Annotated in this window: 29 protein-coding genes; 8 read left to right on the forward strand and 21 right to left on the reverse strand. The window is 64.3% G+C overall.

Annotation, left to right across the window (positions count from 1 at the left end):
• Nucleotides 1–321: 321 nt before the first annotated feature.
• Nucleotides 322–1,302 (forward strand): ChuX/HutX family heme-like substrate-binding protein, encoded by a 981-nt coding sequence (locus tag DKW65_RS13445; RefSeq protein ID WP_111657947.1) that lies wholly within the window; start codon nt 322–324, stop codon nt 1,300–1,302.
• 27 nt (nt 1,303–1,329) lie between these two features.
• Here DKW65_RS13445 and DKW65_RS13450 read toward each other — a convergent pair whose 3' ends face one another.
• From DKW65_RS13450 to dapF, 6 genes are read right to left on the reverse strand one after another with little or no spacing between them, the layout of a single operon-like run.
• A complete protein-coding gene (locus DKW65_RS13450) occupies nt 1,330–1,647 on the reverse strand; it encodes a YqcC family protein (RefSeq protein WP_111657948.1) in 318 nt (105 codons plus the stop codon).
• A complete protein-coding gene (locus tag DKW65_RS13455) occupies nt 1,640–2,347 on the reverse strand; it encodes an HAD family hydrolase (RefSeq protein ID WP_111657949.1) in 708 nt (235 codons plus the stop codon). Before DKW65_RS13455 ends, DKW65_RS13450 begins: the two co-directional genes overlap by 8 nt.
• Nucleotides 2,348–2,391: 44 nt before the next feature.
• Nucleotides 2,392–3,309, reverse strand: coding sequence for a tyrosine recombinase XerC (gene xerC, locus DKW65_RS13460; RefSeq protein WP_111657950.1), 918 nt, complete (start codon nt 3,307–3,309; stop codon nt 2,392–2,394).
• Between the two features lie 30 nt (nt 3,310–3,339).
• Nucleotides 3,340–4,902 carry a hypothetical protein gene (locus DKW65_RS13465; protein ID WP_111657951.1) on the reverse strand — a complete coding sequence of 521 codons (1,563 nt, stop codon included), beginning with the start codon at nt 4,900–4,902 and terminating at the stop codon, nt 3,340–3,342.
• 17 nt (nt 4,903–4,919) lie between these two features.
• Complete coding sequence (locus DKW65_RS13470; RefSeq protein WP_111657952.1) at nt 4,920–5,639, reverse strand: DUF484 family protein; 720 nt, start codon at nt 5,637–5,639, stop codon at nt 4,920–4,922.
• Nucleotides 5,636–6,508, reverse strand: a complete 873-nt coding sequence (gene dapF / locus DKW65_RS13475) for a diaminopimelate epimerase (RefSeq protein WP_111657953.1) — start codon at nt 6,506–6,508, stop codon at nt 5,636–5,638. Before dapF ends, DKW65_RS13470 begins: the two co-directional genes overlap by 4 nt.
• Before the next feature lie 184 nt (nt 6,509–6,692).
• On the opposite strand from dapF, the gene DKW65_RS13480 reads away from it, so the two are divergent.
• Nucleotides 6,693–7,556: a metal-dependent hydrolase gene (locus DKW65_RS13480; RefSeq protein WP_111658124.1), complete on the forward strand. Its 864-nt coding sequence runs from the start codon at nt 6,693–6,695 to the stop codon at nt 7,554–7,556.
• Nucleotides 7,557–7,575: 19 nt separating this feature from the next.
• Here DKW65_RS13480 and DKW65_RS13485 read toward each other — a convergent pair whose 3' ends face one another.
• The 7 genes from DKW65_RS13485 to argH all read right to left on the reverse strand — a co-directional run bounded on the left by DKW65_RS13485 (nt 7,576) and on the right by argH (nt 13,661).
• Entirely contained in the window at nt 7,576–8,589 is a 1,014-nt protein-coding gene (locus DKW65_RS13485) for an ArsA family ATPase (RefSeq protein WP_111657954.1), read from the reverse strand.
• Nucleotides 8,589–8,873 carry a cory-CC-star protein gene (locus tag DKW65_RS13490; RefSeq protein WP_211315812.1) on the reverse strand — a complete coding sequence of 95 codons (285 nt, stop codon included), beginning with the start codon at nt 8,871–8,873 and terminating at the stop codon, nt 8,589–8,591. The genes DKW65_RS13485 and DKW65_RS13490 overlap by 1 nt, the downstream gene beginning before the upstream one ends.
• Complete coding sequence (locus DKW65_RS13495; protein ID WP_111657955.1) at nt 8,870–10,546, reverse strand: carbon starvation CstA family protein; 1,677 nt, start codon at nt 10,544–10,546, stop codon at nt 8,870–8,872. The genes DKW65_RS13490 and DKW65_RS13495 overlap by 4 nt, the downstream gene beginning before the upstream one ends.
• Nucleotides 10,547–10,646: 100 nt before the next feature.
• A complete protein-coding gene (locus DKW65_RS15960; protein WP_162925876.1) occupies nt 10,647–10,796 on the reverse strand; it encodes a hypothetical protein in 150 nt (49 codons plus the stop codon).
• Nucleotides 10,797–10,831: 35 nt separating this feature from the next.
• The gene (gene lysA / locus DKW65_RS13500) at nt 10,832–12,073 is read right to left on the reverse strand and encodes a diaminopimelate decarboxylase (RefSeq protein WP_111657956.1); all 1,242 of its coding nucleotides are present in this window, start codon (nt 12,071–12,073) and stop codon (nt 10,832–10,834) included.
• Nucleotides 12,073–12,240, reverse strand: a complete 168-nt coding sequence (gene lptM, locus DKW65_RS13505; RefSeq protein WP_111657957.1) for an LPS translocon maturation chaperone LptM — start codon at nt 12,238–12,240, stop codon at nt 12,073–12,075. Before lptM ends, lysA begins: the two co-directional genes overlap by 1 nt.
• A gap of 23 nt (nt 12,241–12,263) precedes the next feature.
• On the reverse strand, nt 12,264–13,661 hold the full coding sequence (argH, locus tag DKW65_RS13510; protein ID WP_111657958.1) for an argininosuccinate lyase: 1,398 nt from the start codon (nt 13,659–13,661) through the stop codon (nt 12,264–12,266).
• A gap of 175 nt (nt 13,662–13,836) precedes the next feature.
• Here argH and DKW65_RS13515 point away from each other — a divergent pair, with 175 nt between their 5' ends.
• Genes DKW65_RS13515 through DKW65_RS13530 form a run of 4 tightly spaced genes read left to right on the forward strand, consistent with a single transcriptional unit; the run spans nt 13,837 to nt 16,908 of the window.
• A complete protein-coding gene (locus tag DKW65_RS13515) occupies nt 13,837–14,865 on the forward strand; it encodes a sensor histidine kinase (RefSeq protein WP_111658126.1) in 1,029 nt (342 codons plus the stop codon).
• A gap of 17 nt (nt 14,866–14,882) precedes the next feature.
• Complete coding sequence (locus DKW65_RS13520) at nt 14,883–15,602, forward strand: LytR/AlgR family response regulator transcription factor (RefSeq protein WP_111657959.1); 720 nt, start codon at nt 14,883–14,885, stop codon at nt 15,600–15,602.
• A gap of 37 nt (nt 15,603–15,639) precedes the next feature.
• The gene (locus tag DKW65_RS13525) at nt 15,640–15,951 is read left to right on the forward strand and encodes a TRL-like family protein (RefSeq protein ID WP_111657960.1); all 312 of its coding nucleotides are present in this window, start codon (nt 15,640–15,642) and stop codon (nt 15,949–15,951) included.
• 51 nt (nt 15,952–16,002) lie between these two features.
• Nucleotides 16,003–16,908: a YihY/virulence factor BrkB family protein gene (locus DKW65_RS13530; protein WP_111657961.1), complete on the forward strand. Its 906-nt coding sequence runs from the start codon at nt 16,003–16,005 to the stop codon at nt 16,906–16,908.
• Nucleotides 16,909–16,915: 7 nt separating this feature from the next.
• Here the strand turns inward: DKW65_RS13530 and DKW65_RS13535 are convergent, their stop codons facing one another.
• The 7 genes from DKW65_RS13535 to yrfG form a co-directional block, all read right to left on the reverse strand.
• A complete protein-coding gene (locus DKW65_RS13535; protein WP_111657962.1) occupies nt 16,916–17,614 on the reverse strand; it encodes a DUF6901 family protein in 699 nt (232 codons plus the stop codon).
• A complete protein-coding gene (locus tag DKW65_RS13540) occupies nt 17,611–19,062 on the reverse strand; it encodes a sensor histidine kinase (protein ID WP_111657963.1) in 1,452 nt (483 codons plus the stop codon). Before DKW65_RS13540 ends, DKW65_RS13535 begins: the two co-directional genes overlap by 4 nt.
• A gap of 21 nt (nt 19,063–19,083) precedes the next feature.
• The gene (locus tag DKW65_RS13545) at nt 19,084–19,545 is read right to left on the reverse strand and encodes a response regulator (RefSeq protein ID WP_111657964.1); all 462 of its coding nucleotides are present in this window, start codon (nt 19,543–19,545) and stop codon (nt 19,084–19,086) included.
• A 243-nt stretch (nt 19,546–19,788) separates the two neighbouring features.
• The gene (locus DKW65_RS13550; RefSeq protein WP_111657965.1) at nt 19,789–21,333 is read right to left on the reverse strand and encodes a phosphoenolpyruvate carboxykinase; all 1,545 of its coding nucleotides are present in this window, start codon (nt 21,331–21,333) and stop codon (nt 19,789–19,791) included.
• A gap of 247 nt (nt 21,334–21,580) precedes the next feature.
• A complete protein-coding gene (hslO, locus tag DKW65_RS13555; protein WP_111657966.1) occupies nt 21,581–22,462 on the reverse strand; it encodes an Hsp33 family molecular chaperone HslO in 882 nt (293 codons plus the stop codon).
• An 11-nt stretch (nt 22,463–22,473) separates the two neighbouring features.
• Nucleotides 22,474–22,860, reverse strand: coding sequence for an RNA-binding S4 domain-containing protein (locus DKW65_RS13560; RefSeq protein WP_111657967.1), 387 nt, complete (start codon nt 22,858–22,860; stop codon nt 22,474–22,476).
• Nucleotides 22,857–23,528 carry a GMP/IMP nucleotidase gene (yrfG, locus tag DKW65_RS13565; protein WP_111657968.1) on the reverse strand — a complete coding sequence of 224 codons (672 nt, stop codon included), beginning with the start codon at nt 23,526–23,528 and terminating at the stop codon, nt 22,857–22,859. The genes DKW65_RS13560 and yrfG overlap by 4 nt, the downstream gene beginning before the upstream one ends.
• Nucleotides 23,529–23,577: 49 nt before the next feature.
• Here yrfG and nudE point away from each other — a divergent pair, with 49 nt between their 5' ends.
• On the forward strand, nt 23,578–24,132 hold the full coding sequence (gene nudE / locus DKW65_RS13570; RefSeq protein ID WP_111657969.1) for an ADP compounds hydrolase NudE: 555 nt from the start codon (nt 23,578–23,580) through the stop codon (nt 24,130–24,132).
• A complete protein-coding gene (gene cysQ, locus DKW65_RS13575) occupies nt 24,129–24,938 on the forward strand; it encodes a 3'(2'),5'-bisphosphate nucleotidase CysQ (RefSeq protein ID WP_111657970.1) in 810 nt (269 codons plus the stop codon). The genes nudE and cysQ overlap by 4 nt, the downstream gene beginning before the upstream one ends.
• A gap of 1 nt (nt 24,939) precedes the next feature.
• Here cysQ and DKW65_RS13580 read toward each other — a convergent pair whose 3' ends face one another.
• Entirely contained in the window at nt 24,940–25,236 is a 297-nt protein-coding gene (locus DKW65_RS13580; RefSeq protein ID WP_111657971.1) for a hypothetical protein, read from the reverse strand.
• Between the last annotated feature and the right edge of the window lie 22 nt (nt 25,237–25,258).

Consider the following 25,258-nt stretch of genomic DNA (forward strand, 5'->3'; position numbering starts at 1 on the left):
CGACTTCCAGCCAACTGAGAGTCTGGTTCTGGCGACCCGCTACGAAGTGGCCCTCGTGTCGTTGGTACTGAGCTGAGGCCTCGGGGAGGGGGACTCCCTTCCAGAAGTGTGTGAGGCAGGAAGCCGAACGCAAGCCCCCAGGGACGGGTTCACGGCGGCTTCTGGAAGGGAGTCCCCCTCCCCGAGGCCGTGCTACGAAGCTCTCCCATGGCCCCGGCATGACCAAGCCCAGCCCGACAAGACCTCGAACAACAGTTGACAGCATCTCAATTGGTTAATAATAATCATTCTCATTAAAGAGAGCTATTGCAGGATGCCCCCATGACCGCTCTGACATCACTGAAACGTTTTCATGCCCCCTGGCCCGGCCCGCTCGGTGCCTGTGCCGCCATGCTGGGAGACCGCGTGCTGCGCCTGCGCGAGGCGCCCGAGGCCTTGTTCCGGGCGCTGGCCCGCTTTCCGGCGCTGGAGGTGACCACGCGCTCTGACGCCGTCAGCCTGTGCCAGCGAGGCAGGCTGGTGCCTGCAGAGAGCAGCCACGACGGACTGCTTACCGTGCAGGGTTCGCACCTGTATCTGCAGGCCCGCAATGACCAGTGGGCTCTGGTGCTGGCGATACTTGCGCCGGTGGCCGGGCTGGCGAGTCGCAGCGTGCTGTTCTTTGATCGGCACGGGCAGTTGCAACTGAAGGTGCAGGTGCCGGAGGGCACGCCCGGGATGGATTTCGAGGAGCTGGTCTGCGCCTTTCTGCATCCGGATCAGCACCCGCTGCCGGTACCGCAGCCCCTGCCCCTGCACAGTTATGCCGCCTGCGTTGATCTGGCCGCACTGGAGCAGGCCTGGTCGGTGCCGGCGACGCCGGGTGATTTTGAGGCGTTGCTGGCGGCGCACGGGATCAGCCGCCTTGGGGCGTACTGCCGCGTGCGTGACAAGTTTGCCCGGGCGGTGAAGCTGGACAGTTTGCCAGCGCTGCTGTCGCTGGCAGCGGCGCGTCGGGCGCCGGTGTCGTTGCGGGTGTTCAGTGGCGGTTGCCGTCAGTGGCATCAGGGCGTGTTGCCCTTGCCAGCGTGGCAGGGAACGGCGTTGCGGCTGTGTCAGGATGACCTGGAACTGCGGCTGGAGACGGCGCAGATCGCTTCGGCCTGGCGGGTGCGACGCCCGTCAGGGCGGCAGATCGTGACCACGGTGGAGCTGTTCGATCACCGTGACGAGCGGGTGCTGGTGCTGCGCAGTGGCTGCGGGCAGGGAGAGTTGCCCAGTTGGCGGGCGTTGCTGGCGGATTGCCTGTTGCCCCCGGACTGAGCGCTGTCGCGCTGACGGCGGTGCGGGTCAGAACAGGGCGTCGATGCGGGCGATCACGTGGATGATGCGCTCGCGCTGCGGGGCGTCTTTCAGGGCCTCTTCGGCCATCGGGGCCACATCGCATTGCCCGGGTAACGGGTGATCCCCTTCCAGCAGGGCGCGAAAGCGCGCCAGAAACACCCATTGCAGCCAGGCGTTGAAGTCCATGCGATCGGCGCTGAACGGCACGGTGCTGAGGAAGGCTTCCGGTGGCGGTGGGGTGGCTTCCCAGAGACCGGCTTCGCGCAGGGTCTGCTCCAGTTCGGCCAGCAGGGCATACAGGTCGGTTCGCAGGGTGTCAGGCATCGAGCAGGGCCACCAGGTCGCTGAGTTCGTGCAGATTGTGGATGTGGTGGGGGTGGTCGGGCAAATCCAGGGGCCATTTCTGGTCCAGCAGGTTGGCCCAGACGGCATTGAAGCCGTGGCGGCGGGCGGCGTCCACGTCCTCCAGGGGATGGTCTCCCACATGCACGGCTTCGTTGGCGCGGACCCGCGCGGAGCGCAGGGCGGCATCGAACATGTCGCGTTCCGGTTTGCGTCGGCCGACGCTCTCGGAAGAATGCTGGAAGGCGAACAGGTCGCCAATGCCGATCCGTTTCAGGTCGGCATTGCCGTTGGTCAGTGCGCCCAGAACGTATGAGTCGGCCAGTGTTTCCAGCACTTCCAGTGCGCCGGGAAAGAACACCACTTCGTTGCGGGCTTCGTGGAAGACGTCGAAGGCCTGGGCCGCCAGGCGGCCGGATTCTTCGGCGCAGTAGCCGGCACTGCGAAAGCCTGCCGCCAGGGCGTCGCGACGCAGGGCCGTGAGGTTGTGCAGATAGCCGGGTTTCTCGCGGAGCAGCTGTTCGCGGATGTCGCGTACCCGGGCGACCGTCATGGCGGCGGCGGCATCGGGATAACGTTCGCTGATCCAGTCCCGGCACTGCCGTTCCGCCCGGCGGATGACTTCGTCCACGGGCCAGAGGGTATTGTCCAGGTCAAACGTGATCAGCTTGAGTCGGCTCATGCGGGCATCATAGCTGCCCCCCTGCGTCAGGGAAATGACGGGCGTCAGTCTTCTTCGCTGTGGTCGCCTCCGCGCCGCTGGGCGCGGGGGTGGGCGGCATCGTAGACCCGGGCCAGATGCTGGAAGTCGAGATGGGTGTAGACCTGGGTGGTGCTCAGGTCCGCATGGCCCAGCAACTCCTGCACGGCGCGCAGGTCGCCGCTGGATTCCAGCAGGTGGGTGGCAAAGGAATGCCGCAGCATGTGGGGGTGCAGGCGTTGGTCCAGGCCCGCCTCGCGGGCGCGCAGGGCCAGGCGCTGCTCGACGGCGCGAGCGCCAAGGCGGCGTCCGTGGCGGCCCACAAACAGGGCCCGCTCGGTGCTGTCGGTCACCAGGGTGGCGCGGGCCTTGAGCCAGGCGGCGATGGCCTGTATAGCGGGCTGGCCCACGGGCAGGTGGCGTGTCTTGCGGCCCTTGCCGGTGACCACCAGGCTGGCATCGGCGCGGTCAATGCTGTCGACGTCCAGGCTGACCAGTTCGGCCAGACGCAGGCCGGAGGAATAGAACAGCTCCATCATGGCCCGGTCGCGCAGGGTCAGGGGGTCGTCGGCGCGGGTCTGGTCCAGCAGCTGGTTGACGCTGTCGGCGTCCAGGGTTTTCGGCAAACGGCGTGGGCGTTTGGGGGCGCGGATATCCACCGCCGGGTTGTCCCGCGCCAGGCCCTCGCGGAGCAGATAGTGGTAGAAGCCGCGCAGTGCGGACAGCAGTCGTTGCAGGCTGCGGCCGCCCAGGCCACGCCGGTGCAGGGTGGCCACCAGGCTGCGCACATCGTGGCTGCTGAGGCCGGCCCAGTCGTGCTGGTCACGTTCCGAGAGGGTGTCGGCGACCAGCTTCAGATCGCGGGCATAGTGGCTGACCGTGTGTGGCGACAGTCGCCGTTCGGTCTCGAGGTGACGCAGATAGCCATCAATCGCTGGATGCATGGTGGGATTCACGCTAATCGGATTCGGGCATCAGCGCAACCGCGGCAGCAGTCCCGGCGTCTCCGGGGGTCTGGTGCTGAACTCAAGCAGGTAGGCGGTCAGGCCTGCGTCATCGAACAGAGGCTGCCATCCCCTGTCGAGATAGCCCACGTAGACCAGCAAGTGTCTGGCGTTCGGGTGCGGTGCATCAAAAAAGTAGAGGTTGTGCTGGGGGGCGCCGGGATGTATCCCGTAGATGCCGCCATCAAGCAGCAGGCCTGCGGCGGTCTCCGAGGTGGGCGCATAAACCACGCGGACGCCCGGCCGCAATCGGCCTGGTGAGAGCGAATAAAAGAAATCCTCGTTGAAGACCAGAATCTGCGTGATGCGCGGTTCATCGTGGGTGAGTTGATGCAGTTGTTCGGCCAGTTGGTCTGCAGCCGCTTCGCGCTGGGTCCGCCGGGGCAGGAAGTCGGGCAGTACCGCCGGAATACCGGCAACCGGATAGCGGCGATCGCCAAGCCGGTGTTTGACCGGGTCGAACTGGAGCAGGTGCTCGCCGACGATGAGGATGGCGAGGACCAGCGGGATGGCATGCCGCATGGGGCCCGGTGTCGGCAGGCGGGATAGCAGGACCTGCATGCCGGCGGCCCAGGCGAGGGTCAGCAGGGGCAGGATGGAGAGCAGGTAACGGGCCTCGAAGAACGAGAGTTGCGCGACGACCAGCCCCACCAGCAGAAGCAGCCAGGCGGCAGCACCGACGGTGACGGGCATGAGCTGGCGGAAACCGGCATGCCAGGGCGCGAGCAGAGCAGGCGCCAGCCACAGGGGGTTGAAGGTGCTGAACAGGCGCCAGGGGCGGCGCAACTCGTCGTCACTGGCGCGGTTGAGGATATCGCGAAACGTCAGGCGCCAGTTGATGTACTCCAGGGGCTGGGGTAGCGCCACCAGCAGCCACAGCGCATAGATCATGCCGGGCGCCAGCAGTGCGAGCACCAGGCGCCAGCGGCGCAGGTAGAGCAGATAAAGCGCCAGGCTGGCGAGCGGCATGATGCCTTCCGGGCGAATCAGTGGCAGCAGTGAGCACAGGAGAACGGCGGTCAGGAGTCGTTGGCTGGCCAGGGCCAGCAGGGTCAGGCTGAAAAAGAACGCGAGCCAGTTTTCGGCATTGAAGCTCAGGAAACCGAAGGCATACACCGGCATAAAGGCCAGAATCAGCAGGGCCGGGAGCATGGTGGCGGGGCGGATATCGAGATGTCTGGCCGTTTGCCAGAGCATCAGCAGTGTGGCCGCCCCCGCTGCCGCATGGCTGATGCGCATCAGTAACAGGTTGCCGCCGGTCAGCAGCGAGAGGGTGCCGTCCACCAGCAGGGCAACGGGTTGTACATAGCTCCAGTGATACAGGTCCGGGTTGGACCAGGCGCTGCGTACCAGGAAAAAACGGTAGGCATCATCGATGTGGAACAGCCGCCAGCCATCGATGAAATCAAGCATCCAGCCGTTGACCGGCCCGCTGGTGATCCAGGCCAGCAGGGCGTAGGTGAAAAAGGCGGTGAACAGGATGGCCAGGAACAGGCGCTGTGTCCGCACCTGCGGATTATTATTCTTGTTCATGACAGGTACCGGAGGTACTAGGTGGCGCGGCGGCGCGCCTCCAGTTGCGGATAACGGCGCAGCAATTCGTACAGGCGACGACTGAGAATATCGCCGATGTGGCTGATGAAGAGGGTGCCCAGCGAACTGCGGAAATGGTGGGCATCGAAGCTGCCGATGGCGAGCAGCCCCTGCTCGCCCTGCCAGACCAGGGGCACCATCGCGGCGGAGGCAACCCGGTCGGCATGTTGCGGGAACAGTTCGTCGAGCTCCACCTGACGCAGCACGCCGCAGATGGCCTTGCCGTTGCGCAACAGCAACTGCAAGGCCTCGTGCAGATCGGCGGCGGCCAGGCAGCGCACCTGGCTGCGCAGTTCGCCGGTCAGATCCAGATCGCGATCGTAGATCAGCAGGGTCACGGCATCGGCGCCGAAGTCCTGCTGCAGTGAGCGCAGCAGGGCGCTGAACAGTTGCTCCGGGCTGCGTGCCTCGACCAGGCTCAGGACCAGGCGGCGGGTCTTCTCGAACAGGACATCGTTGTCGCGGGCGACGGCGAGCAGGCTGTTGAGGCGTTCGCGCAGGCCCTGATTGCGCTCGCGCAATATCTGCGCCTGACGCTCCAGCAATGACACGGCGTTGCCGCGCGGATCGGGCAGCTGCAACAGTTCAAGCAGTTCCTGGCGCCCCTGGAAGAAGTCAGTGTGATCGCGCAGCCAGGCGGCGACCTGATCGCCGCTAAGGGCCTTCTGCTCGCTCATGCGTCGCTCCATGCATCCCGGTTCAGTTCGCCATCATAGACGCGGCTTGCCGGGCCTGTCATCAGCACGCCGCCCTCGCCGGTGTAGCGTATGCGCAGGTCGCCGCCAGGCAGTGATACGGTGACGGTGTCGTTCAGCAGCCCGCGGCGCTGGCCAGAGACCACGGCAGCGCAGGCACCGGAACCGCAGGCCAGAGTTTCGCCGCTGCCCCGCTCGAATACCCGCAGGCGAATATGCTGCCGGTCAAGGATCTGCATGAAACCGACATTGACCCGTTCCGGGAAGTCGGGGTGAGACTCCAGTATCGGGCCGACGCTGGCGACCGGTGCTGTGTCCACATTCTCGACCAGTTGCACACAGTGCGGGTTGCCCAGGCTGACAGCCGAGACTTCCCAGGCCTGCTGCCCGGCGACCAGGAAGTAGGTGTCCGCTTCGCGCTCGGCGCGCAGGGGAATATCCGCCGGCGCCCAGCGCGGCGCGCCCATGTCGACGGTCACCAGGCCGTCATCGGTCATATGCAGGGTCATCTCGCCACTGGCGGTTTCGACCCGGATGGCATGCTTGTCGGTGAGCCCTTCCTCGCGCACGAAGCGCGCAAAACACCGGGCGCCGTTGCCGCATTGCCCGGTTTCGCTGCCGTCGGCGTTGAAGATGCGATAGCGGAAGTCGGCGTTGCCGCGCGCGGGCTGCACCACCAGAAGCTGATCGAAGCCGATGCCGAAATGGCGATCGGCCAGCCGTCGCATCACGGCGGGCGGCAGCGGTGCGGCGTCTTCGGGCAGCGGCTGGCGGATGCCGTCGAGCACCATGAAGTCATTGCCAAGACCGTGCATCTTGGTAAACCGCAAGCGAGAGGAAGCTGGGGGCATGGTGGATATCCGGTTCAGGAAACTCTGCAAGTCGCGCCAGTATACGCCGCTGCGGCGGCTGGTGCATTCGGGCCATCCCGTCATGGCGCGGCCGCACAAATTGGCACAGCCTGCACTCACGTCCAGCGTGCCTGGCCGTTACGCTGTCGGTCATTGCAATGCTGATCTTCCGGAGTGCCTGAGCATGAATGCCAAAGCCCGAATTTACCCGCGGCCCACCAACAAGAGTGACATCCAGCCGCGCAAGATGGATTTCGAATTCGATGAACGCATTCCCCGCTACTGGTTTGCCGGGGATCAGTTCAAGACGCTGCTGCTGTCGGCGCTGTCCTGCACCTTTCCGGAGGGCGAGCGTTTCTTCGTTCGCTCGGTACGGCACTACCAGCGTGATATCCAGGACCCGGTGCTGCGCGAGCAGGTGAAGGGCTTTATCGGCCAGGAGGCCCACCACGGCAATGAGCATGAAGCCTTCAATGCCTTTCTGGAGAGCAAGGGCATCCCGGCCAGCAAGGTGTCCGAATTCGTGCTGCGTGGCCTGAAATGGCAGGCCAAGCGGATGTCGCCGGCGCGGCAGCTGGCCAAGACCTGTGCGCTGGAACACTTCACGGCCATGCTGGCAGAGACCATTCTTGAACATCCGGAAATGCTGGAAGGCATGGATGAGCGCATGTTGCCGTTGTGGCTCTGGCATGCGATCGAGGAGAGCGAGCACAAGGCCGTGGCCTTCGATGTCTATCAGGACCAGGTTGGTAGCTACTGGGTGCGGACCAGCGAGATGGCCGTGACCACGGTGGAGTTCATCGGCTTCACCATTTTCCACTATATCCAGCTGCGCCAGGGCATGGACGACAAGCGTGACCTGCGTTCGGTCATGCGCGGCATGAACTGGTTGCTGGGCAAGCCGGGTTGGCTGCGGCGCCTCGGGCGCAGCTATCGCGCCTACTATCGCCGTGATTTCCATCCCGGCAAGAAAGACAGCCGTGCCTTGCGGGAGCAGGGGCTGGCGCGCCTTGAAGCCCTGATGGCGCGCCTCGAAGCCGCGGCCTGAGCGCCGCGCCGGGCGCTACTCAGCGGTTCTCCAGCAGGGCGCCCAGTCTGCGCAGGCTGTCGATCCCCTGGATATCGTCCTCCTGCAGGGCCAGTTGCCGTTGCGGCAACTGGCCCATGCGTTCCCGAATGTCATCCAGATGCCGTTGCTGGCGGGTCAGACGTGCCTGCAGGAAGCGGCTGTCGGTGTCTGCGGGCAGCACGCGATTGATCAGCAGCCCGACCACCGGTACCTCGCTGGCGGTGAGGCTCTCCAGCGCCCGGTGAGTCTCCAGTATGGGCAGGCGCTCCGGGGTCAGCACGAACAGGAAGCCGGTCTGCTGCGGGTCCAGCAGGCGATGGCGCAGGCGGTGGAACAGCTGCTGGCGGGTGCGCAGTGTGGCGGTCAGATCGCGGCTGCGGGCTGCCATGCCGGCGGTGGCGTGGTCCTCCGGCTTGCCCAGCGGGCTGTCGAGATCACGGCCCGGTGTGAGATGTTTCAACACCTGGCCGAGTTCGCTGGCGCGCTCATTGTGGCGCAGCAGGCCATCCGTCCAGACCGCCATGATTTCCGGCAGGCTGAGTAGCCGAAGGGTGTGCCCGGTGGGCGCGGTATCCAGCACGATCAGGTCATAGCGTGTGTCGGTGTCATCCAGCAGGCGCGCCAGACGCTCCAGCAAGGCGGCCTCCTGTGCCCCCGGGGACTGGCGGCTGAGCTGCAGTTGCCGGGTCAACTCGCGCAGCTGTTCGGGCCGCACAAAGGGGCGCATCTGCCCGATCACTCGCGCCAGATAAGCGTCTGCCTCGTCTTCCGGATCGATCTCCAGGGCTGTCAGCCCGGGTGCCACGCGGGTCTCGCGGTTGCCGACCGGCTGGTCCAGCGCATCGGCCAGGCTGTGTGCGGGGTCGGTGGACACCAGCAGGACCTCGCGACCCGCGTCGGCGGCGCGCAGTGCCAGCGTGGCCGCCAGCGTGGTCTTGCCGACGCCGCCCTTGCCGCCCACCAGCAGCAGGCGGTGGTGGGAAAGCAGCGCGTCCGTATCAAGCCTGGGCATCAGCAGCAGCGCATGCTGTCGAGGGGGGAATGCTCCATGCCCATGCGTGTATGCCAGTCATGAAAACGCTCCAGCAGCAGTGGCTGCAGTTCCAGGGTGTACCAGCTGGCCGGATTCGGGATACCGAGGGTTTCGGCAAACACCAGCAACATGAACAGATCCTCTTCATCGCGCCGGGCACGGGCGATGGCCGCCCGGTAGGGGGCGTTGTACCACTGGCTGCCGAAGGCGCTGGCCTGTTGTTGCCAGTGGCGCAGTCGGCCGAGCAGGCGCGGGGGCGTCATGCGGTGGCCTCGCGCTGTTCGCGGCGCAACCGGCGCAGGGTGCCCAGGCATTCGAGTGTCACCAGCACGGCGGCAACCAGCACCACCAGATCCAGAATGACCAGGAACCAGTCACCGGCCAGGTACAGGTTGCGCAACTGGATCAGCAGGGCGGCCAGGGTCATCAACAGCAGGAACACCAGCGGGATCAGGGTGGGCGCAGACGGCCGCCCCAGGCGCACCAGCATCACGGTGATCACCAGCAGGGTCAGGCCAGCCAGCAACTGGTTGGTAGTGCCGAACAGCGGCCAGATCAGCATGCCGCCAGCGCCATCGGCGCCCCCGGCGCCGAAGGCCAGCAGCAGGCAGCTGCCCACGGCCAGCAGGGTGGCGGGCAGTGGCTTGCTCATCCAGCGGATGCTGTAGATCTCGCTCCACTCCTGGAAGATATAGCGTTGCAGGCGCAGGCCGGTATCCATGGTGGTGCCGGCGAACAGGGCGGCCATCACGGTCAGCAGCGTGGCGCCCACCGCGACATCCATGCCGGTACCGGCATGCAGGATATTGGCGCCGCCGTTGACGAAGGCGTTAACCCCGCCCTGGCCATAGGCGTGATAGATCGCCTGCCAGTCAGCGAGCGACGCGAACCCGGCGCAGGTCACGATGATGGCGGCCAGCGCCAGAGTGCCTTCGCCCACGGCGCCGAAGTAACCGACGAAGCGGGCGTCGGTTTCCTTGTCCAGCTGTTTGGATGTGGTGCCGGAAGCCACTAGGCCGTGGAACCCGGAAATGGCGCCACAGGCGATGGTGACGAACAGCAGCGGAATCAGCGAGGGCGTGCCGGCGGGCACGTCGGCATTGACCATCGGGGCCACCAGCGTCGGGTTGGCCACCAGCACGGCGCCGTACAGCAGGATCAGACCGATGAACAGTTGCAGGCCATTGATGTAGTCGCGCGGTTGCAGCAGCACCCAGACCGGCAGCAGCGAGGCAATGGCGGCATAGAAGAACAGGATCAGGATCCAGCTGGCGGCGGCGGACAGCCCGAAGGTGCTTTCCGGCAGGGATATGGGCACCTGGGGGCCGACATAGATCAGCGCATACAGCGCGACCACCCCGATCACCGAGACCAGCCCCAGGCCGATGATGCGCCGGTAGATCAACTGGCCGATCACCAAGGCGACGGCGATGGCGCCCCAGACCGGCACTACCGCACCGGGGTTGTTGATCAGAAGGCGCGAGATGACCACGGCGAAGACGGCGTTGACCATCAGCAGAACGAGGAAGATGACGATCATGAAGATCGAGCGGGCACGCTTGCCGACGACCTCGCCGGTGAGGGCGCCAATGGAGCGCGCCCGGTTGCGCACGCTGGCCCAGATGGCGCCGAAATCATGTACACCGGCAAAGAAGATGGTGCCCAGGACCACCCACAGGAAGGCAGGCAGCCAGCCCCAGATCACGGCGATGGCCGGGCCGACAATCGGTGCCGCCCCCGCCACCGAGGTGAAATGGTGACCCCACAGTACAAAGCGGTTGGTAGGCACGAAATCCACGTCATCCCGCTGGGCGTGGGCGGGGGTGCGGTAGTCCGGGTCCAGCTGATAGATGCGCTCGGCGATGAACCGCGAGTACAGGAAGTAGCCCGCCGCCATACCGGCAAGGCCCAGCACCAGCAACACGATTGCGCTCATTGGGGCTCCTGGTCTTGTCGTCAGTATTGTTATAGCAGGACTCTGCGCCGGGGGCAGGGCCCGGTCCATTCGACCATGGTGTCAGACAGCGATCATGGCGTCAGAAGCCCGCGAGCATGGCGGAGGGCGCTGGCAGTGCCGCCCTGGCAGGCGTGGAGGTCGGGTTGTCGCCATCCCGAGCCTCGCTGTCGGCACAGCCTGCCAGGGCAAGCAGCAGGGCAAGCAGTGCAAGGTGTTGCCCGTAACGCATGGCGTACTCCTTCTTGCATGCCCCGCGGGGCGTGCTCAGGGCAGCAGCGATTCCAGTCGCAACTGCTCCTCGATGGTTTCCCGCTGGCGCACCAGGAAGGCCTGATTACCGTCCACCATGACCTCGGCCGGGCGGTTGCGGGTGTTGTAGTTGCTGGCCATGGCAAAGCCGTAGGCGCCTGCTGAGCGTACCGCCAACAGATCGCCGGTTTCCAGTGCCAGCGCCCGCTCCTTGCCCAGAAAGTCGCCGGTTTCACAGACCGGGCCGACGATGTCCCATTCGCGGCAGTCTGCATCGTGGGGGGCCACCGGGACGATGTCCTGCCAGGCACCGTACAGGCTCGGGCGGATCAGGTCATTCATGGCGCCGTCGACGATGGCGAAATTCTTGTGCGGTGTAGGCTTGAGGTAGAGCACCTGGGTCAGGAAGACCCCCGCATTGGCGGCAATCGAGCGCCCGGGCTCAATATGCACCGGCATGCCCCGGGGCACATGGCGCAGCAGCGCCTGGATATAGTCGGCCGGGGCCGGAGGCGCTTCATCGCGGTAACGCACGCCGAGGCCGCCGCCCAGGTCCAGATGGCGGATGGTGATGCCGCGGTGGGCCAGCTTGTCCACCAGTGCCAGCACCCGGGCGAGCGCGTCCTCAAAGGGGGCCAGGCTGGTCAACTGGCTGCCGATATGGCAATCCACGCCGAGTACTTCAAGATGTGGCAGGCTGGCCGCGCGTTGATACAGCGCCGGGGCATCATCAATATCCACGCCGAACTTGTTGTCGCGCAGCCCGGTGGAAATATAAGGGTGCGTCTGGGCGTCCACGTCGGGATTCACGCGAATGGAGATGGGCGCGATCTTGTCCTGCTCGCCGGCGACCATGTTGAGCAGTTCCAGCTCTGCGGCGGACTCTACATTGAAGCAGTGAATACCGGCTTCCAGCGCGGCTTCCATTTCGTCGGCGGTCTTGCCCACGCCGGAAAAAACCACCTTGGCCGGGTCGCCACCTGCGCGCAGGACACGGGCCAGCTCGCCGCCGGAGACAATATCAAAGCCCGCGCCCAGGCGTGCCAGCACGTTCAGTACGGCAATGTTGGCGTTGGCCTTGACGGCATAGCAGATCTGGTGCGGATGATCGCCGAACGCCTCGTCGAAGGCGCGATAGTGCTGCTCCAGCATGGCGCGGGAGTAGACGTACAGCGGCGTACCAAAACGCTCGGCCAGTTCGCCAAGCGGGCGTTCTTCGGCATGCAGCTGGCCGTCACGGTACTGGAAATGATCCATCAGTCGTCGTCCTGGTCTTCGGCGGTGTCTGTCGCTGCCGGCGGCGGCTGTACCGCCGGCTCCCTGGATTCGCCGGGAAAATAGAGGTCGCCGCGTTGGCCGCACGCTGCCAGGAACAAGGTGCTGGCCAGCAGGAGCAACGTGCAGGTACAGGTCAGGGTGCGCATGGTCGATCTCCTTTGCCTGAGCTTCAGGACGGGGTGGCGGCGAGCGCCGTGCGCGCTCTGGCGACGGCCGCGCGGACCTGATCGGGTGCCGTGCCGCCCACATGATTGCGCGCACTGACCGAGCCTTCAAGGGTCAGCACCTCGAAGACATCCTCGTCGATCTGGTCGCTGAACTGGCGCAGCTCGGACAGGCTCATGTCGCTGAGGTCCTTCTTCTGGGCCACGCCATGGCCTACCGCCTTGCCCACAATTTCATGCGCGTCGCGGAAAGCGATGCCTTTGCGAACCAGGTAGTCCGCCAGATCGGTGGCGGTAGCGAAGCCGCGCCGGGCGGCCTCGCGCATGGCCTCGCGGTTCGGTTCGATGGCCGGAATCATGTCGGCAAAGGCGCGCAGACAACCGAGCAGGGTGTCGACGGCGTCAAACAAGGGTTCCTTGTCTTCCTGGTTGTCCTTGTTATAGGCCAGGGGCTGGCTCTTCATCAGGGTCAACAGGCAGATCAGATGGCCGTTGACGCGGCCGGTCTTGCCGCGCACGAGCTCCGGCACGTCAGGGTTCTTTTTCTGCGGCATGATCGAGCTGCCGGTGCAGAAGCGGTCCGGCAGGTCGATGAAGTTGAACTGGGCGCTGGTCCACAGCACCAGTTCCTCGCTCATGCGCGACAGGTGGGTCATGGCCAGCGCGGCCATGGCACAGAATTCGATGGCGAAGTCGCGGTCGCTGACGGCATCCAGCGAGTTGTAGCAGACTTCATCGAAGCCCAGCAGTGCGCAGGTGCGCTCGCGGTTGATCGGGTAGGTGGTGCCGGCCAGTGCGGCGCTGCCCAGGGGCATGCGGTTGGCGCGCTTGCGGCAGTCTGCCAGACGCTCGCGGTCGCGGCGCAGCATCTCGAACCAGGCCAGCAGGTGGTGGCCGAAGGTGACCGGCTGGGCGGTCTGCAGGTGGGTGAAGCCGGGCATGATGGTGGCGGCCTCGCGTTCGGCCAGGCCCAGCAGACCCTGCATCAGCCGGCTGAACTCGCCGTCGATCAGGTCGATATGGTCACGCAGCCACAGGCGGATATCCGTGGCCACCTGGTCGTTGCGGCTGCGGCCGGTATGCAGCTTCTTGCCGGTGATGCCGATCCGGTCGGTCAGGCGTGCCTCGATGTTCATGTGCACGTCTTCCAGGGCTACGGACCACTGGAATTCGCCGCGCTCGATCTCGCCCTGGATCGCGGTCAGCCCTTCGATGATGGCGTCGCGTTCGCTATCGCTGAGCACGCCGACTTCTGCCAGCATGGTGGCATGGGCGATGGAACCACGGATGTCCTGGGCGTACATGCGCTGGTCGAAGTTGACGCTGGCGGTGAACGCCTGCACGAACTCATCGGTGGACTCGCTGAAGCGACCGCCCCAGAGAGTGTTTTGCTTGTCAGCCATGGACTTACCTCATGCCACATGAAACACGGTGCGTTGGCCCTGCGACCCCGGTGCCAGTGGGCGGCCCGGGTCGACCGTCTGGCCGGAAAGGCGCGCAGTATAGCACCTCCGTGTCGCCCGGCGTGCAGCCGTGCGGTATAAGAATGGCCGGACAGGCGGAAGGATGATGCCGGATATGCAAGCCCCGACACACGGCGCACTGGTGCCGGACCTTTGTGATGGCCGGGCGGTACTGGTGGTGGTCGTGGTGGCACAGTTGATGGCCATCGTGCTGACCCTGACGGCCAGCTACTACGAACCCTTCAGCTTCGAGCGGCTCGGCCTGACCTCCTTCTTCATGCAATGGGTGGGGCTGACCTCGGCGGCGGTGCTGTGTGGTGTGCGGCGCTGGCTGAACCGGCTGCCCTCGGCCTGGGCCGCGATGGCGGTGGTGGCGCTGGTGGTGCTGATTACCCTGGTCTGCAGCACGGCCGCTGCGCTGTTGCCGGTGTGGGTGAATCCGGTGCAGGCGCCAGGCCTGTGGGATACCGATATCGCCGTTAATGTGGGGATTGCGGCTATCGTTGCCTCGGTGGTGATGCGTTATTTCTATGTCCAGGAGCAGTTGCGGCTCAAGGGGCAGGCGGCGCTGGAAGCCCGCATTCAGGCGTTGCAGTCACGTATTCGCCCGCATTTCCTGTTCAACAGCATGAATATCATCTCCAGCCTGATCGCTGTGAACCCGGATGCCGCAGAGCAGGCGGTCGAGGACCTGTCGCGCCTGTTCCGGGCCAGCCTGCGTGAAGGCCCGGCGCTGGTGCCGCTGAGCGAGGAACTGGACCTGTGCCGGCGCTACACGCGCATCGAGGAACTGCGTATTGGCGACCGGTTGCGGGTGCACTGGCAGCTGCCCCCGGACCCGGGCCGCTATACGATTCCCTTGCTGACCCTGCAGCCGTTACTGGAAAATGCCATTTACCACGGTATACAGCCGCGTGCCGAAGGTGGCGATGTCCAGGTGCGCATTGGCGAAGATGGCGATATGCTGGAGGTCGCAGTCATCAATCCATTGCCGGAGGTGCCTGCCTCGGGGGGCAAGGGTAACCATATGGCGCTGGACAATATCCGGCACAGGTTGGTGGCATTGTACGGTGACCGCGCCCGCGTTGAGGCTGCGGCTAATAATAACGAATACAGGGTGACCCTGCGTTACCCACTTGCCTGATCAGGGGGCTTTAAGCAATGCGAGTACTCGTCTGCGATGACGAACCGCTGGCTCGGGAGCGGCTGGTTCGCCTGGTAAACACGCTGGATGGCATCGAGGTCGCCGGTGAAGCGGCCAATGGTCGCGATGCGGTGATGACGGCAGAGCGCGTGCGCCCGGATGTCGTGCTCATGGACATTCGCATGCCCGACATGGACGGCATTGAAGCGGCCGCCTGCCTCGCGCAGGGGGAGCAACCCCCCTCCCTTATCTTCTGCACGGCTTACGACGAACATGCGCTGGAGGCGTTTCGCGTCAAGGCGCTGGATTACCTGCTCAAGCCGGTCAGCCGGGATGATCTGAGCGCGGCGCTGGAGCGTGTGCGTTCCCTGAAGGGGGCGGCGGAGACATCAGCCCCCGGGGGGCGGCGTCAGCATATTTCGGCACGCACCCATCGCGGGCTGGAACTGGTGCCGGTGGACGATATCCGTTATTTTCTCGCCGATCAGAAGTACATCACCGTGCGCCATGGCGACGGGGAAGTGCTGATTGATGAGACCCTCAAGGATCTGGAAACCGAATTCGGGGACCAGTTCGTGCGCGTGCACCGCAATGCCCTGGCGGCGTTGCGTTATATCGAGGGTATGGAGCAGGCCAGCAGCGGGCATCATCAGCTGCGGCTGCGCGGGCTGGATGAGCCGCTGGTGGTCAGTCGGCGGCATGTGGCCGGCTTGCGCAAACTGATGCAGCGGCTCTGAGCGGACTGCTGGATAACAACAACAAACGAGGTCAACAATGAAACGATTTCTCCTGGCAGCCATCGCTGCCGCTTTCCTGTCTGGTTGTGCCACGGCCCATATGCCGGTAACCGGTTTCATGTACGGCAACGTGAAGGGTCCGATGACGGCCACGGCTGCGCCCGAAGAAGCCACCCGCGTCGGGCGCGCATCGGTGCGTTCTATTCTGGGCATCATCGCCTCCGGCGATGCCAGCATTCACACGGCGGCCCGCAACGGCGGTATCCGTGAAATCCATTACGTGGATTACGAATCGCAAACCTTCTTCGGTGTGCTGGCCGAATTTACAGTTGTGGTCTACGGCAACTGATTTCCTGCCTGTTAGACTGGTGCGCACAGGGTGGCGCACCAGGAGAGGCAGGTGAAGGAACAATTCCGGTACTGGTTTGGGATACTGCGCGCAGCGCTGGATAACTGGGTCAAGAGCCACGCGTTTATTTACGCCGGGGCATTGGCATTCTTTACCCTGTTTTCCATCGCACCGGTGGTGATACTGGCCGTGCATGTGATTGGTCTGGTGCTCAGCACCGAGGCGGCCATGTCCCGTATCATGGGGCAACTGGAGGAGGCCATTGGCCCCGAGGCCGCTGAAGCGGTGGAAATTGCCGTGGCGGGCACGCAGATTGACCAGAGCGGCCTGCTGCCCACACTGATCGGTGTCGGCGCGATGATTATTGGCGCCACCACCGTGTTTGCCCAGCTGCAGCGTTCGCTGAACAATATCTGGGATGTCGCCCCTCGCCCCTCGCGTAACACCATCTTCCTGCTGCTGAAAAGTCGCGTACTGTCGTTAACCATTGTGCTGTCGATCGGCTTCATACTGCTCGTGTCGCTGCTGCTCAGCGTGGTGCTGCGCGCCGTCATGGTGTTTGCTTCCGACTGGTTGCCGATGCCCGGTTTCCTGATGGTCGGCGCCGAGGCGCTGGTATCGATCAGTGTCATCACCCTGCTGTTTGCGACCATTTTCAGGGTGCTGCCGGATGTCGCGCTGACCTGGAAAGATGTCATGCTCGGCGCCCTGATTACGGCGCTGCTGTTTACCCTGGGGCGCTTCCTGATTGCCATGTATCTGGCGCAGACGGCAACGGCGTCTACCTATGGTGCGGCAGGGTCGCTGGTGCTGCTGCTCCTGTGGGTGCATTACTCCTCGCTGATTCTGTTGTTCGGCGCGGCTTTCACCCGGGCCCATGCCGAAGCACGAGGGGTCGAGATCAGACCGCGCAATACGGCGGTCTGTGTGCGCAAGATGCTGGTAGAGGACAAGTGACGGCCGGTTACTGCATGCTGAACAGGCGGCGAAGGTGCGGCATCTGCTCTTCGAGCTGGAATGCCACATCACGGGTCAGCATGTCCAGCAGGATGATAGCGTTGGTGGCGGCCTCGGCGCCGTGCACGCCGCGCAGACGTGCCGCAAAGCTGCGGTTGATTTCACGCAGGTTGTCGTAGGTGTGCTCCATCAGGCTGAGGTCCAGCGAGAGTGAGGGATCCTGTTCCCGCTGCAGGTAGCGATGCAGCAGGAAAACGGACGCGGCGCGAAAAAAGGTTTCGGACTCATCGGCCAGCGGCAGATGGAAGATGCCCATGGGACGCAGAGGGAGGGTATGCGGACATGGGCTCAGCGAGCACACCAGCCCGAACAGTGAACCCAGGGCCCGCTGCAGAGAGGTTCGGGCGGTGTACCGGCGTGCCGGGGTGACCACATCCAGATGGATGTCGTCATAGGAGTCCCCCCATTCTGTCTGGCTGAATGCCCAGGCCAGGCGCAGGGCGACGGGACAATAGGGATGGTCCTCGATGCGCAGGGGGCAGTGTCGGCACTGATGATGATCAAGTCGCGCCCAGTCTGGTGGTTCGAAGCGGTGCGGCACCGCGAGATCCCGTGTCGCGGCGTCCATGTAGAGCGGAATGCGTGTCTCCCGGCCGGCGTTGTCGGTAATGAGATACTCGAAATCGGCTGGCGTATTCTGGCTCACTGGGCTGCTCCCGGTAACGCCTCCGACAGAGGCAGCTGTATCAGGAAGGCCGTGCCGACACCGGGCTTGCTGGCCACTGAAATACTGCCCTTGTGCCGCTTGATGATGTCCTGGCTTATGGCCAGGCCGAGTCCGGTGCCCTTGCCGACCCCCTTGGTGGTAAAGAAAGGCTCGAAGATACTGTCGAGCACCTCGGCAGGTATGCCGGGGCCATTGTCAGTGACCTTGATGGAGAAATGCTGGCGGTTGGCGCGTGTGGCAATAGTGATCTTTCCCTTGCCGTCGAGTGCCTGGGCGGCATTGACCACCAGATTGACAAACACCTGCGAGAGCTGCGGTTCCGAGCCGCAGATGCGCACCTCCCGATCATCGAACTGGCGCACGACCTCTATGCCGTGGCGTGTTTCATGGCGCGCCAGATTCAGGGCGCTTTCTATGCAGTGGTGTATATCGATGGCAGAAAAGGCGTCCTGGCCCTCGTGGGAAAAACACTTCAGATCGCTGATGATTTTCTGGATGCGCTCTACGCCATCGTGGGTTTCCTGTGTCAGCTGGGGCGTGTCCTCCAGAAGGTAGGCCAGTTCCTTGCTGGACAGGGTGCTGTCATGTGCCTGCAGGGCCTCGCAAAGCGCCTGCTCGCCAGCCAGGTCCCGTGCGGTCTCCACCGCCCGGGTCAGCGACTGGACGTTTTCCGTCAGGCGCCGCACGTTGCTGGCAACGAAAGCCAGTGGCGTGTTGATTTCATGGGCAATGCCAGCAGAAATCACGCCGAGCGAAGCCATTTTTTCCGAATGCAGCAGCATGTTCTCGACTTTGCTGATGGCCTCTTCTTTCTTGCGTACTTCACTGAGCAGTTGCGAGTTGAGCTTCTTGATCGCCGTGATATCAGTGCCGAAATAGATATAGCCGCGCTCTTCCTCGGAAAGATACGAGAGCGGAAACACAAAGACATCCACCCAGTAAGGCTGGCCGCTGCGGGAACGATTGCACAACTCGCCATGCCAGACCTTGTCTTCAGACAGAGTGCGCTGCATGTCGTCGTCGCTGTCGCCGCCACGCACCCGGGTGATGCTCTGATGCTTGCCGATCAGGTCGTGCAGCCGATGTTCGCTGAGCGCAAGAAACTTCTCGTTGGCATAGGTGATGTGCCCCTGTACATCGGTAGTGAATACGCAGTACTCGTCGATGATCTTGGCCAATGGCCCGAGGGCTCTCTTGTTAATGCGAAATTCGTCGGCATTGGTCTCGATCAGCTTGAGCCGGTTGGCAAAGGGGTCGCTGGTCAGGGATGAAAACTCGGCCAGCCGTGCCTCCACGTTGAGCGAGGCGCGGTACGTCTTGTAGAGCACCAGGATGACCACCAGCATCACCACGATCGACATGGTGATATAGAGGATGGAGAGGTTTTCGCCCTGGAAGGGGGAAGCCAATGCGCCGAGAATATCCATCAGTCTGTCTCGTTGGCTGCGTTACTTGCCGAGCCGGGCGCGCAGCTGCGCGACTTCATCCTGGAGGTCGCGCACCTGGCGAGCCAGCATACGGTTTTCCAGCAACGTGTCGCGAAGGCGCAGCCCTTCTTCAATGCTGTCTATCAGCATGGTGTCATCCCAGGGTTTCGGGATGAAGCGGAACGCGCCGGCTTCGTTGATGGCGGCCATCAGGGTGTCGATGTTGACCACGCCGGTCAGGACGATGCGCACGGCATCGGGTTGCAACGCACGCAGTTCGGCAAGAAAGGACATGCCGTCAATATCCGGCATGTTGTAGTCGGTGATTACGGCATCGAAGATGCGGGTTCTGGCACGCCGCAGCGCGTCGTCCGCATTGGTGAAGGTCTCCAGGGACCAGTTTTCCTTGTGCCGGAGGCAACGGGAGAGGCTTTTGAGGATGTTCTCCTCGTCGTCCACGATCATGATGTTGTAGGCGGTCATAGACACTATCCTTGGCCCGCTCCGGCCAGTTTTCTTGTATGTAGGTCTCTCTGTCTCCTGCCGTTATGGTTGTTGTTATGGTCCGCCTCGGAGTCGTCAGGGCGGGTCGGCATACGAACAAAGTACCACTGCGTGAACGGGTTCGCAATCAGAATGAACAGCAGGTTCATATCCTGATTCCGGGGGGGGCGGGATACAAAAAAGCCCGCCGGGTGGCGGGCTTTCAGGGGTGTGGCGCCGGGCTCAGAGGCGGGGGCCGGCGTTGCGGATGTCGTCGGACACGTCCGCGTACTTCTCGGCGAAGTTGCGGTTGAACTGCTCGGCCAGATCGCGGGCGCGGGCTTCGTAGTTGTCCGGGTTCTTCCAGGTGTTCTTCGGCACCAGCAGGTTGCTGTCGACACCCGGCACGTCTTTGGGCACATCCAGATTGATGATGTCCAGATGCTGCGTCTCGGCATTGTCCAGGGCGCCGGAGAGGATCGCGTTGACTACACCACGGGTGGTGGGGATGCTGAAACGCTCGCCTTCGCCGTAGGGACCGCCGGTCCAGCCGGTGTTGACCAGGTACACCTGAGAACCGAATTCGTCCATGCGCTTCATCAGCAGCTCGGCATACTCACCGGCGCGGCGCGGGAAGAAGGGGGCGCCGAAGCAGGTGGAGAAGGTGCTCTTGATGCCAGAGCCTGCGCCCATCTCGGTGGAACCCACCAGCGCGGTGTAGCCGCTCAGGAAGTGGTAGGCCGCCGCTTCGCGGGACAGTTTCGATACCGGAGGCAGTACGCCGGTCAGGTCACAGGTCAGGAAGATGATGTGCTTCGGTTCGCCGGCCTGGTTCTCGATGACGCGCTTCTCGACGTTTTCGAGCGGGTAGGCAGCCCGGGTGTTCTGGGTCAGGGAGACGTCCTTGTAATCCGGGACGCGGGTGTCGGCGTCCATGACCACGTTTTCCAGTACGGCACCGAACTTGATGGCATCCCAGATGACCGGCTCGTTCTTCTGCGACAGGTCGATGCACTTGGCGTAGCAGCCACCTTCGATGTTGAACACCACGCCCTTGCCCCAGCCGTGCTCGTCGTCACCGATCAGGAAGCGATCGGGATCGGCAGACAGGGTGGTCTTGCCGGTGCCGGACAGGCCAAAGAACAGCGCCACATCGCCGTTGTCGCCGACGTTGGCGGAGCAGTGCATCGGCAGTACGTCTTTCTCGGGCAGCAGGAAGTTCTGCACTGCGAACATGGCTTTCTTCATTTCACCGGCATAGCGCATGCCGGCGATCAGCACGCGGCGCTGGGCGAACTGGAAGATCACGCAGCCATCGGAGTTGGTGCCGTCGCGCTCCGGCTGGCACTCGAAGTTGGCGGCGTGCAGGATTTCCCACTCACCCTTGTTGCCGGTGTTGTACTGCTCCGGGCGGATGAACAGGGTGTTGGCAAACAGGTTGTGCCAGGCGGTCTGGGCCGTGACCTTGACCGGAATATAGTGCTCGGCGGCCGCGCCGACATGCAGGTGGGAGACGAACTGGTCCTGCTCGGCAACAAAGGCGGCGACGCGGGCCCACAGGGCGTCGAACTTGTCGGCGTCGAAGGGGCGGTTGACCGGACCCCAGTGGATCTTCGCACTGGTGCTGGGCTCATCAACGATGAAGCGGTCCATCGGAGAGCGGCCAGTGCGGTGGCCGGTTTCACAGACAAGAGCGCCGTTGGCGGCCAGGCGGCCTTCATTGCGCTGGATCGCCAGCTCGACGAGCTGCGCCGGGCTCAGGTCTTGGTAAACGGTAGCTTGGGTCATGGCTTTTCCTGGGCTATGTGGTCCTGGGCTATGTGGTCTGGGGCTTGTGGTCCTGCTTGATCCCGATTCGGGGCCGTAAACAGAACATCCGGGCGGAACGGGAATGCCCGGTTATTCATTTCGCATCGCGGGTGACGGTGCCGACAGGCGCGCGATTATGACAGAAAAGGCCCGGTGGTGCCATGCAGCGCCCATAGTGTCGGGCTGTCGGCGTCATAGCTTTCGCGGCACCGGGGGCGGAGCAGATTCAGGGCGGGCTGCCCGCCGTGCCGCCCGCCTGATGGACCAGTTGGCCCAGATCCACGGCGTCAAACAGCTCCTCATGGCCACAGAAATCGCAGGCAACGCGGGCTTCGCCGCGGTCGGCCAGCAGCGAAGACAGCTCTTCGCTGCCCAGGGACAACAGGGTCTGGCGCACCTTCTCGCGGGAGCAGGTGCAGCCGAAGCGCACGGGGTGGGCGGCGTGCAGATCGGGCGGTGTCTCGTGGAACAGGCGATGCAGCACCGTGTCCACCGGCAGGTCCAGCAGCTCCTCCATGGTCAGGGTGTCGGCCAGGGTGGTGACGTGTTCCCAGGTGCGGTGGTTGCTGTGGGCATCCGCAGTGCTGGCAGGCAGCGCCTGAAGCAGCAGTCCGGCGGCATGGCCGTTGCCTGCGGCCAGCCACAGGCGCGTCGGCAGTTGCTCCGACTGACTGAAATACCCCTCAAGGCAGCCCGCCAGGGTGTCGGCTTCCATCGGCACCAGCCCCTGGTACTGGCGGCCCTGTTCCGGGCGGATCGTCACCACTATCAGGCCTTCACCCAGCAGTGTGGGCAGGGGCGCCTCCAGGTCGGTGGCCGGGAGATCCGCCCGGGCCAGTGCGCGCACCTGATTGTCGTGGGTGCACTCGGCCAGGAGCAGGCTCAGCGGCCCGTTGCCTTGCGCCTGGAGGCTCAGGCGGCCTTCGAACTTGAGGGTTCCGGTGAGCAGCGTGACGGCGGCCATCGCTTCCCCCAGCAGCCCCTGAATGACCGGCGGATAGTCGCGGGCAGACAGCGCCTGGGCCATGCTGGCATCCAGACGCACGATTTCACCCCGAATATCACTGTCGGAGAACAGAAAGCGCTGGCGCAGGTCGCGGCTGGTCATGACACGGTCTCCTACAGATCCTGATCGCGGAAGCGGCGCAGGTCACGGCGCTCCTTCTTGCTGGGGCGGTGATCCGGTGCCACCTGGGTGCTGCGTTCGGCGCGGCGTCGGGCGGCCGCTTCCTCGCGGGCGGCAATACTGGCGTCGGTTTCACGGTAAAGCAAGGCGGCGTCCCGGGCACTGCCGCGTTTGCTGGCCAGCGCGGTGACTTCGATCTCGCGTTCGTCGAGGCCGACACGCACCTGCAGCATCTGGCCGGGCTTGACCGGGCGACTGGCCTTTACCCGCTGGCCAGCCAGATGCACCTTGCCGCCCTCCACAGCTTGCTGGGCCAGGCTACGGGTCTTGAAGAAGCGTGCGGCCCACAGCCATTTGTCGATGCGCACGCCCTCACTCATGGTCGCAGCGCCTGGCCTGGTGACACCCGGGCAAAATCATCGATGGCAGGGAACGGATCGGTGTGGGCGCGCGCGGGGGTGCTGGAGTCCGGGTGCAGAATGCTCCACAGGTGGCCCAGGCCATAGCGCTGCCCGGAGGCGAGCACCGGCAGGGAGTCGTCCACCAGCAGGGTCCGTGGTGCAGCAAACGGATGGTGGTGTTGCAGGGTCTCCCAGAAGGCCTGCTCTTCCTTGGCGGCGCGGTAGCTATGGCTGGATACCAGTGCATCGAAATAGCGATCAATGCCGGTGCGCTCCACTTTCAGCGACAGGGCATCCGGGTGGGCGTTGGTGACCATGATCACGCGTCGTCCGCTGTCGCGCAGGCTTTGCAGGAACTGCTCGGCCCCGGGGCGATAACCGATGCGTTCGGCGACCCGGCGCTTGAGTCCGGCAATATCCAGGCCCAGCTCCTCAGACCAGAAATCCAGGCAATACCAGTTCAGCGTGCCCTGGTGTCGTTCGATCCAGGCTTTCAGCAGGGCATTGGCCTCACTGTCAGTCAGTTGCTTTTGCAGGGCATACTGTCGGGGCACGTAGACCTGCCAGAAAAAGTTGTCGAAGGCGAGGTCCAGCAGGGTGCCGTCCATATCCAGTAATACGGTATCGATATCGTGCCAGTTGATCATGCGTGCAGGTCAGCCGTGCCGTAAGACGAAACAATCGGGAGAGAACAGTATGCAACAGAAACCGGAGATTCTCGAAACCCGACTGGTGGCCCGAAGCCGCCTGTTCGGCATCGAGGAAATGACTCTGCGTTTCAGCAATGGTGAGCAGCGTACCTACGAACGGCTGCGCACACCGCCGATTGCAGGCGTCATGATGGTGCCGATGCTGGATGACGACACCGTGGTGCTGATCCGGGAGTATGGCGCTGGCATGGAGGAGTACCAGATTACCCTGCCCAAGGGCGCCCTGGACGATGGTGAGGACTGGCATGATGCCGCGCACCGCGAGTTGCAGGAGGAAGCCGGTTACGGCGCCCGGCGCATCACGTTGCTCAAGCGCATGACCCTGTCGCCCGGATATATGGGGCACCGTATCAATGTGGTGCTGGCGGAAGACCTGTATGCCTCCAGCCTGCCCGGCGATGAACCCGAACCGCTGCAGGTGCTGACCTGGCGACTGTCCGAGCTGGACGCGCTGCTGGAGCGGGATGATGTGACCGAGGCGCGGGTGATCGCGGCCCTGTATATGGTGCGCGATATCATGGCCCGGCGGCGCGCCTCATGAGCGGGCTGGCATGGCTGGACCCTGTGGCCCGCCTGGCCGAGGCGGCGGGCGGGGCGATCATGCAGGTGTACCGGCGTGATGATCTGGATGTGACGCACAAGGCTGATGATTCGCCGGTGACGGCGGCCGACCTGGCGGCGCATCGGGTGATCGCCGAGGGGCTGGCGGCGCTGACCCCGGACCTGCCACTGTTGTCGGAAGAATCGACAGACAAGGACTGGGACATGCGCCGCCAATGGTCCCGCTTCTGGCTGGTGGATCCGCTGGATGGCACCCGTGAGTTCATCCGCCGCAATGACGAGTTCACCGTGAACATCGCACTGATCGAGGCGGGCGAGCCGGTGCTGGGTGTGGTGCATGCCCCGGTGACGGGCGACACCTGGCTCGGGGTGCCGGGCCAGGGCGCCTGGCACCAGCGGCCGGGCCACAGCCGCCGCGCCATTCGTACCCGCGAACCGGAAGCGCCGGTGGCCCTGATGGCCAGTCGCCGCCATGGCGCGGAGCAGGTGGACGCGCTGGAAGCCGAGATCGCCCGGGTGTTCGGGCAGGTCGAGCGGGTCAGCATGGGGTCGTCACTGAAACTGTGCCGCATTGCGGAGGGGCGTGCGGATGTCTATCCCCGCCTGGCGCCCACGGCCGAGTGGGATACGGCGGCGGCCCATGCGGTGGTGCGGGCAGCGGGCGGCGAGGTGCTGGGGCCGGACTTCGCGCCCCTGCGCTATCACAAGCAGGACCTGCTCAATCCGCATTTTCTGGTGATCGGCACGGACCCGCAGCGCTGGCGGTTCCTGCACGGCCACTACTGAATCAGCGCGACAGCGGTATCAGCCCGCTCAGTTCGTCCCCCACCAGATAGATCTGTTCAAGGCTGTGGCCTGCGGCCACGGCCATCAGGCACAACCCCATGGCCGGGATCATGACCTGGCTGACCAGCAGGATGGACAGGGCGCGATGCCCCAGACGGGCGGCGGCCAGCGTCAGCATCACCAGCAGGGCAAAGCCGATACCGGCCAGTGACCCGAGGATTTCAGCCGGCAGGGCGGCATGCACCGTGAGCGCCGACTCGCTGAGCGGCGCCAGCAGGCGCTGGATATCGTCAAACATCAATGAGCTCCCGCCTCGCGTG

It is taken from the genome of Isoalcanivorax indicus, from assembly GCF_003259185.1.
GTDB lineage: Bacteria > Pseudomonadota > Gammaproteobacteria > Pseudomonadales > Alcanivoracaceae > Isoalcanivorax > Isoalcanivorax indicus.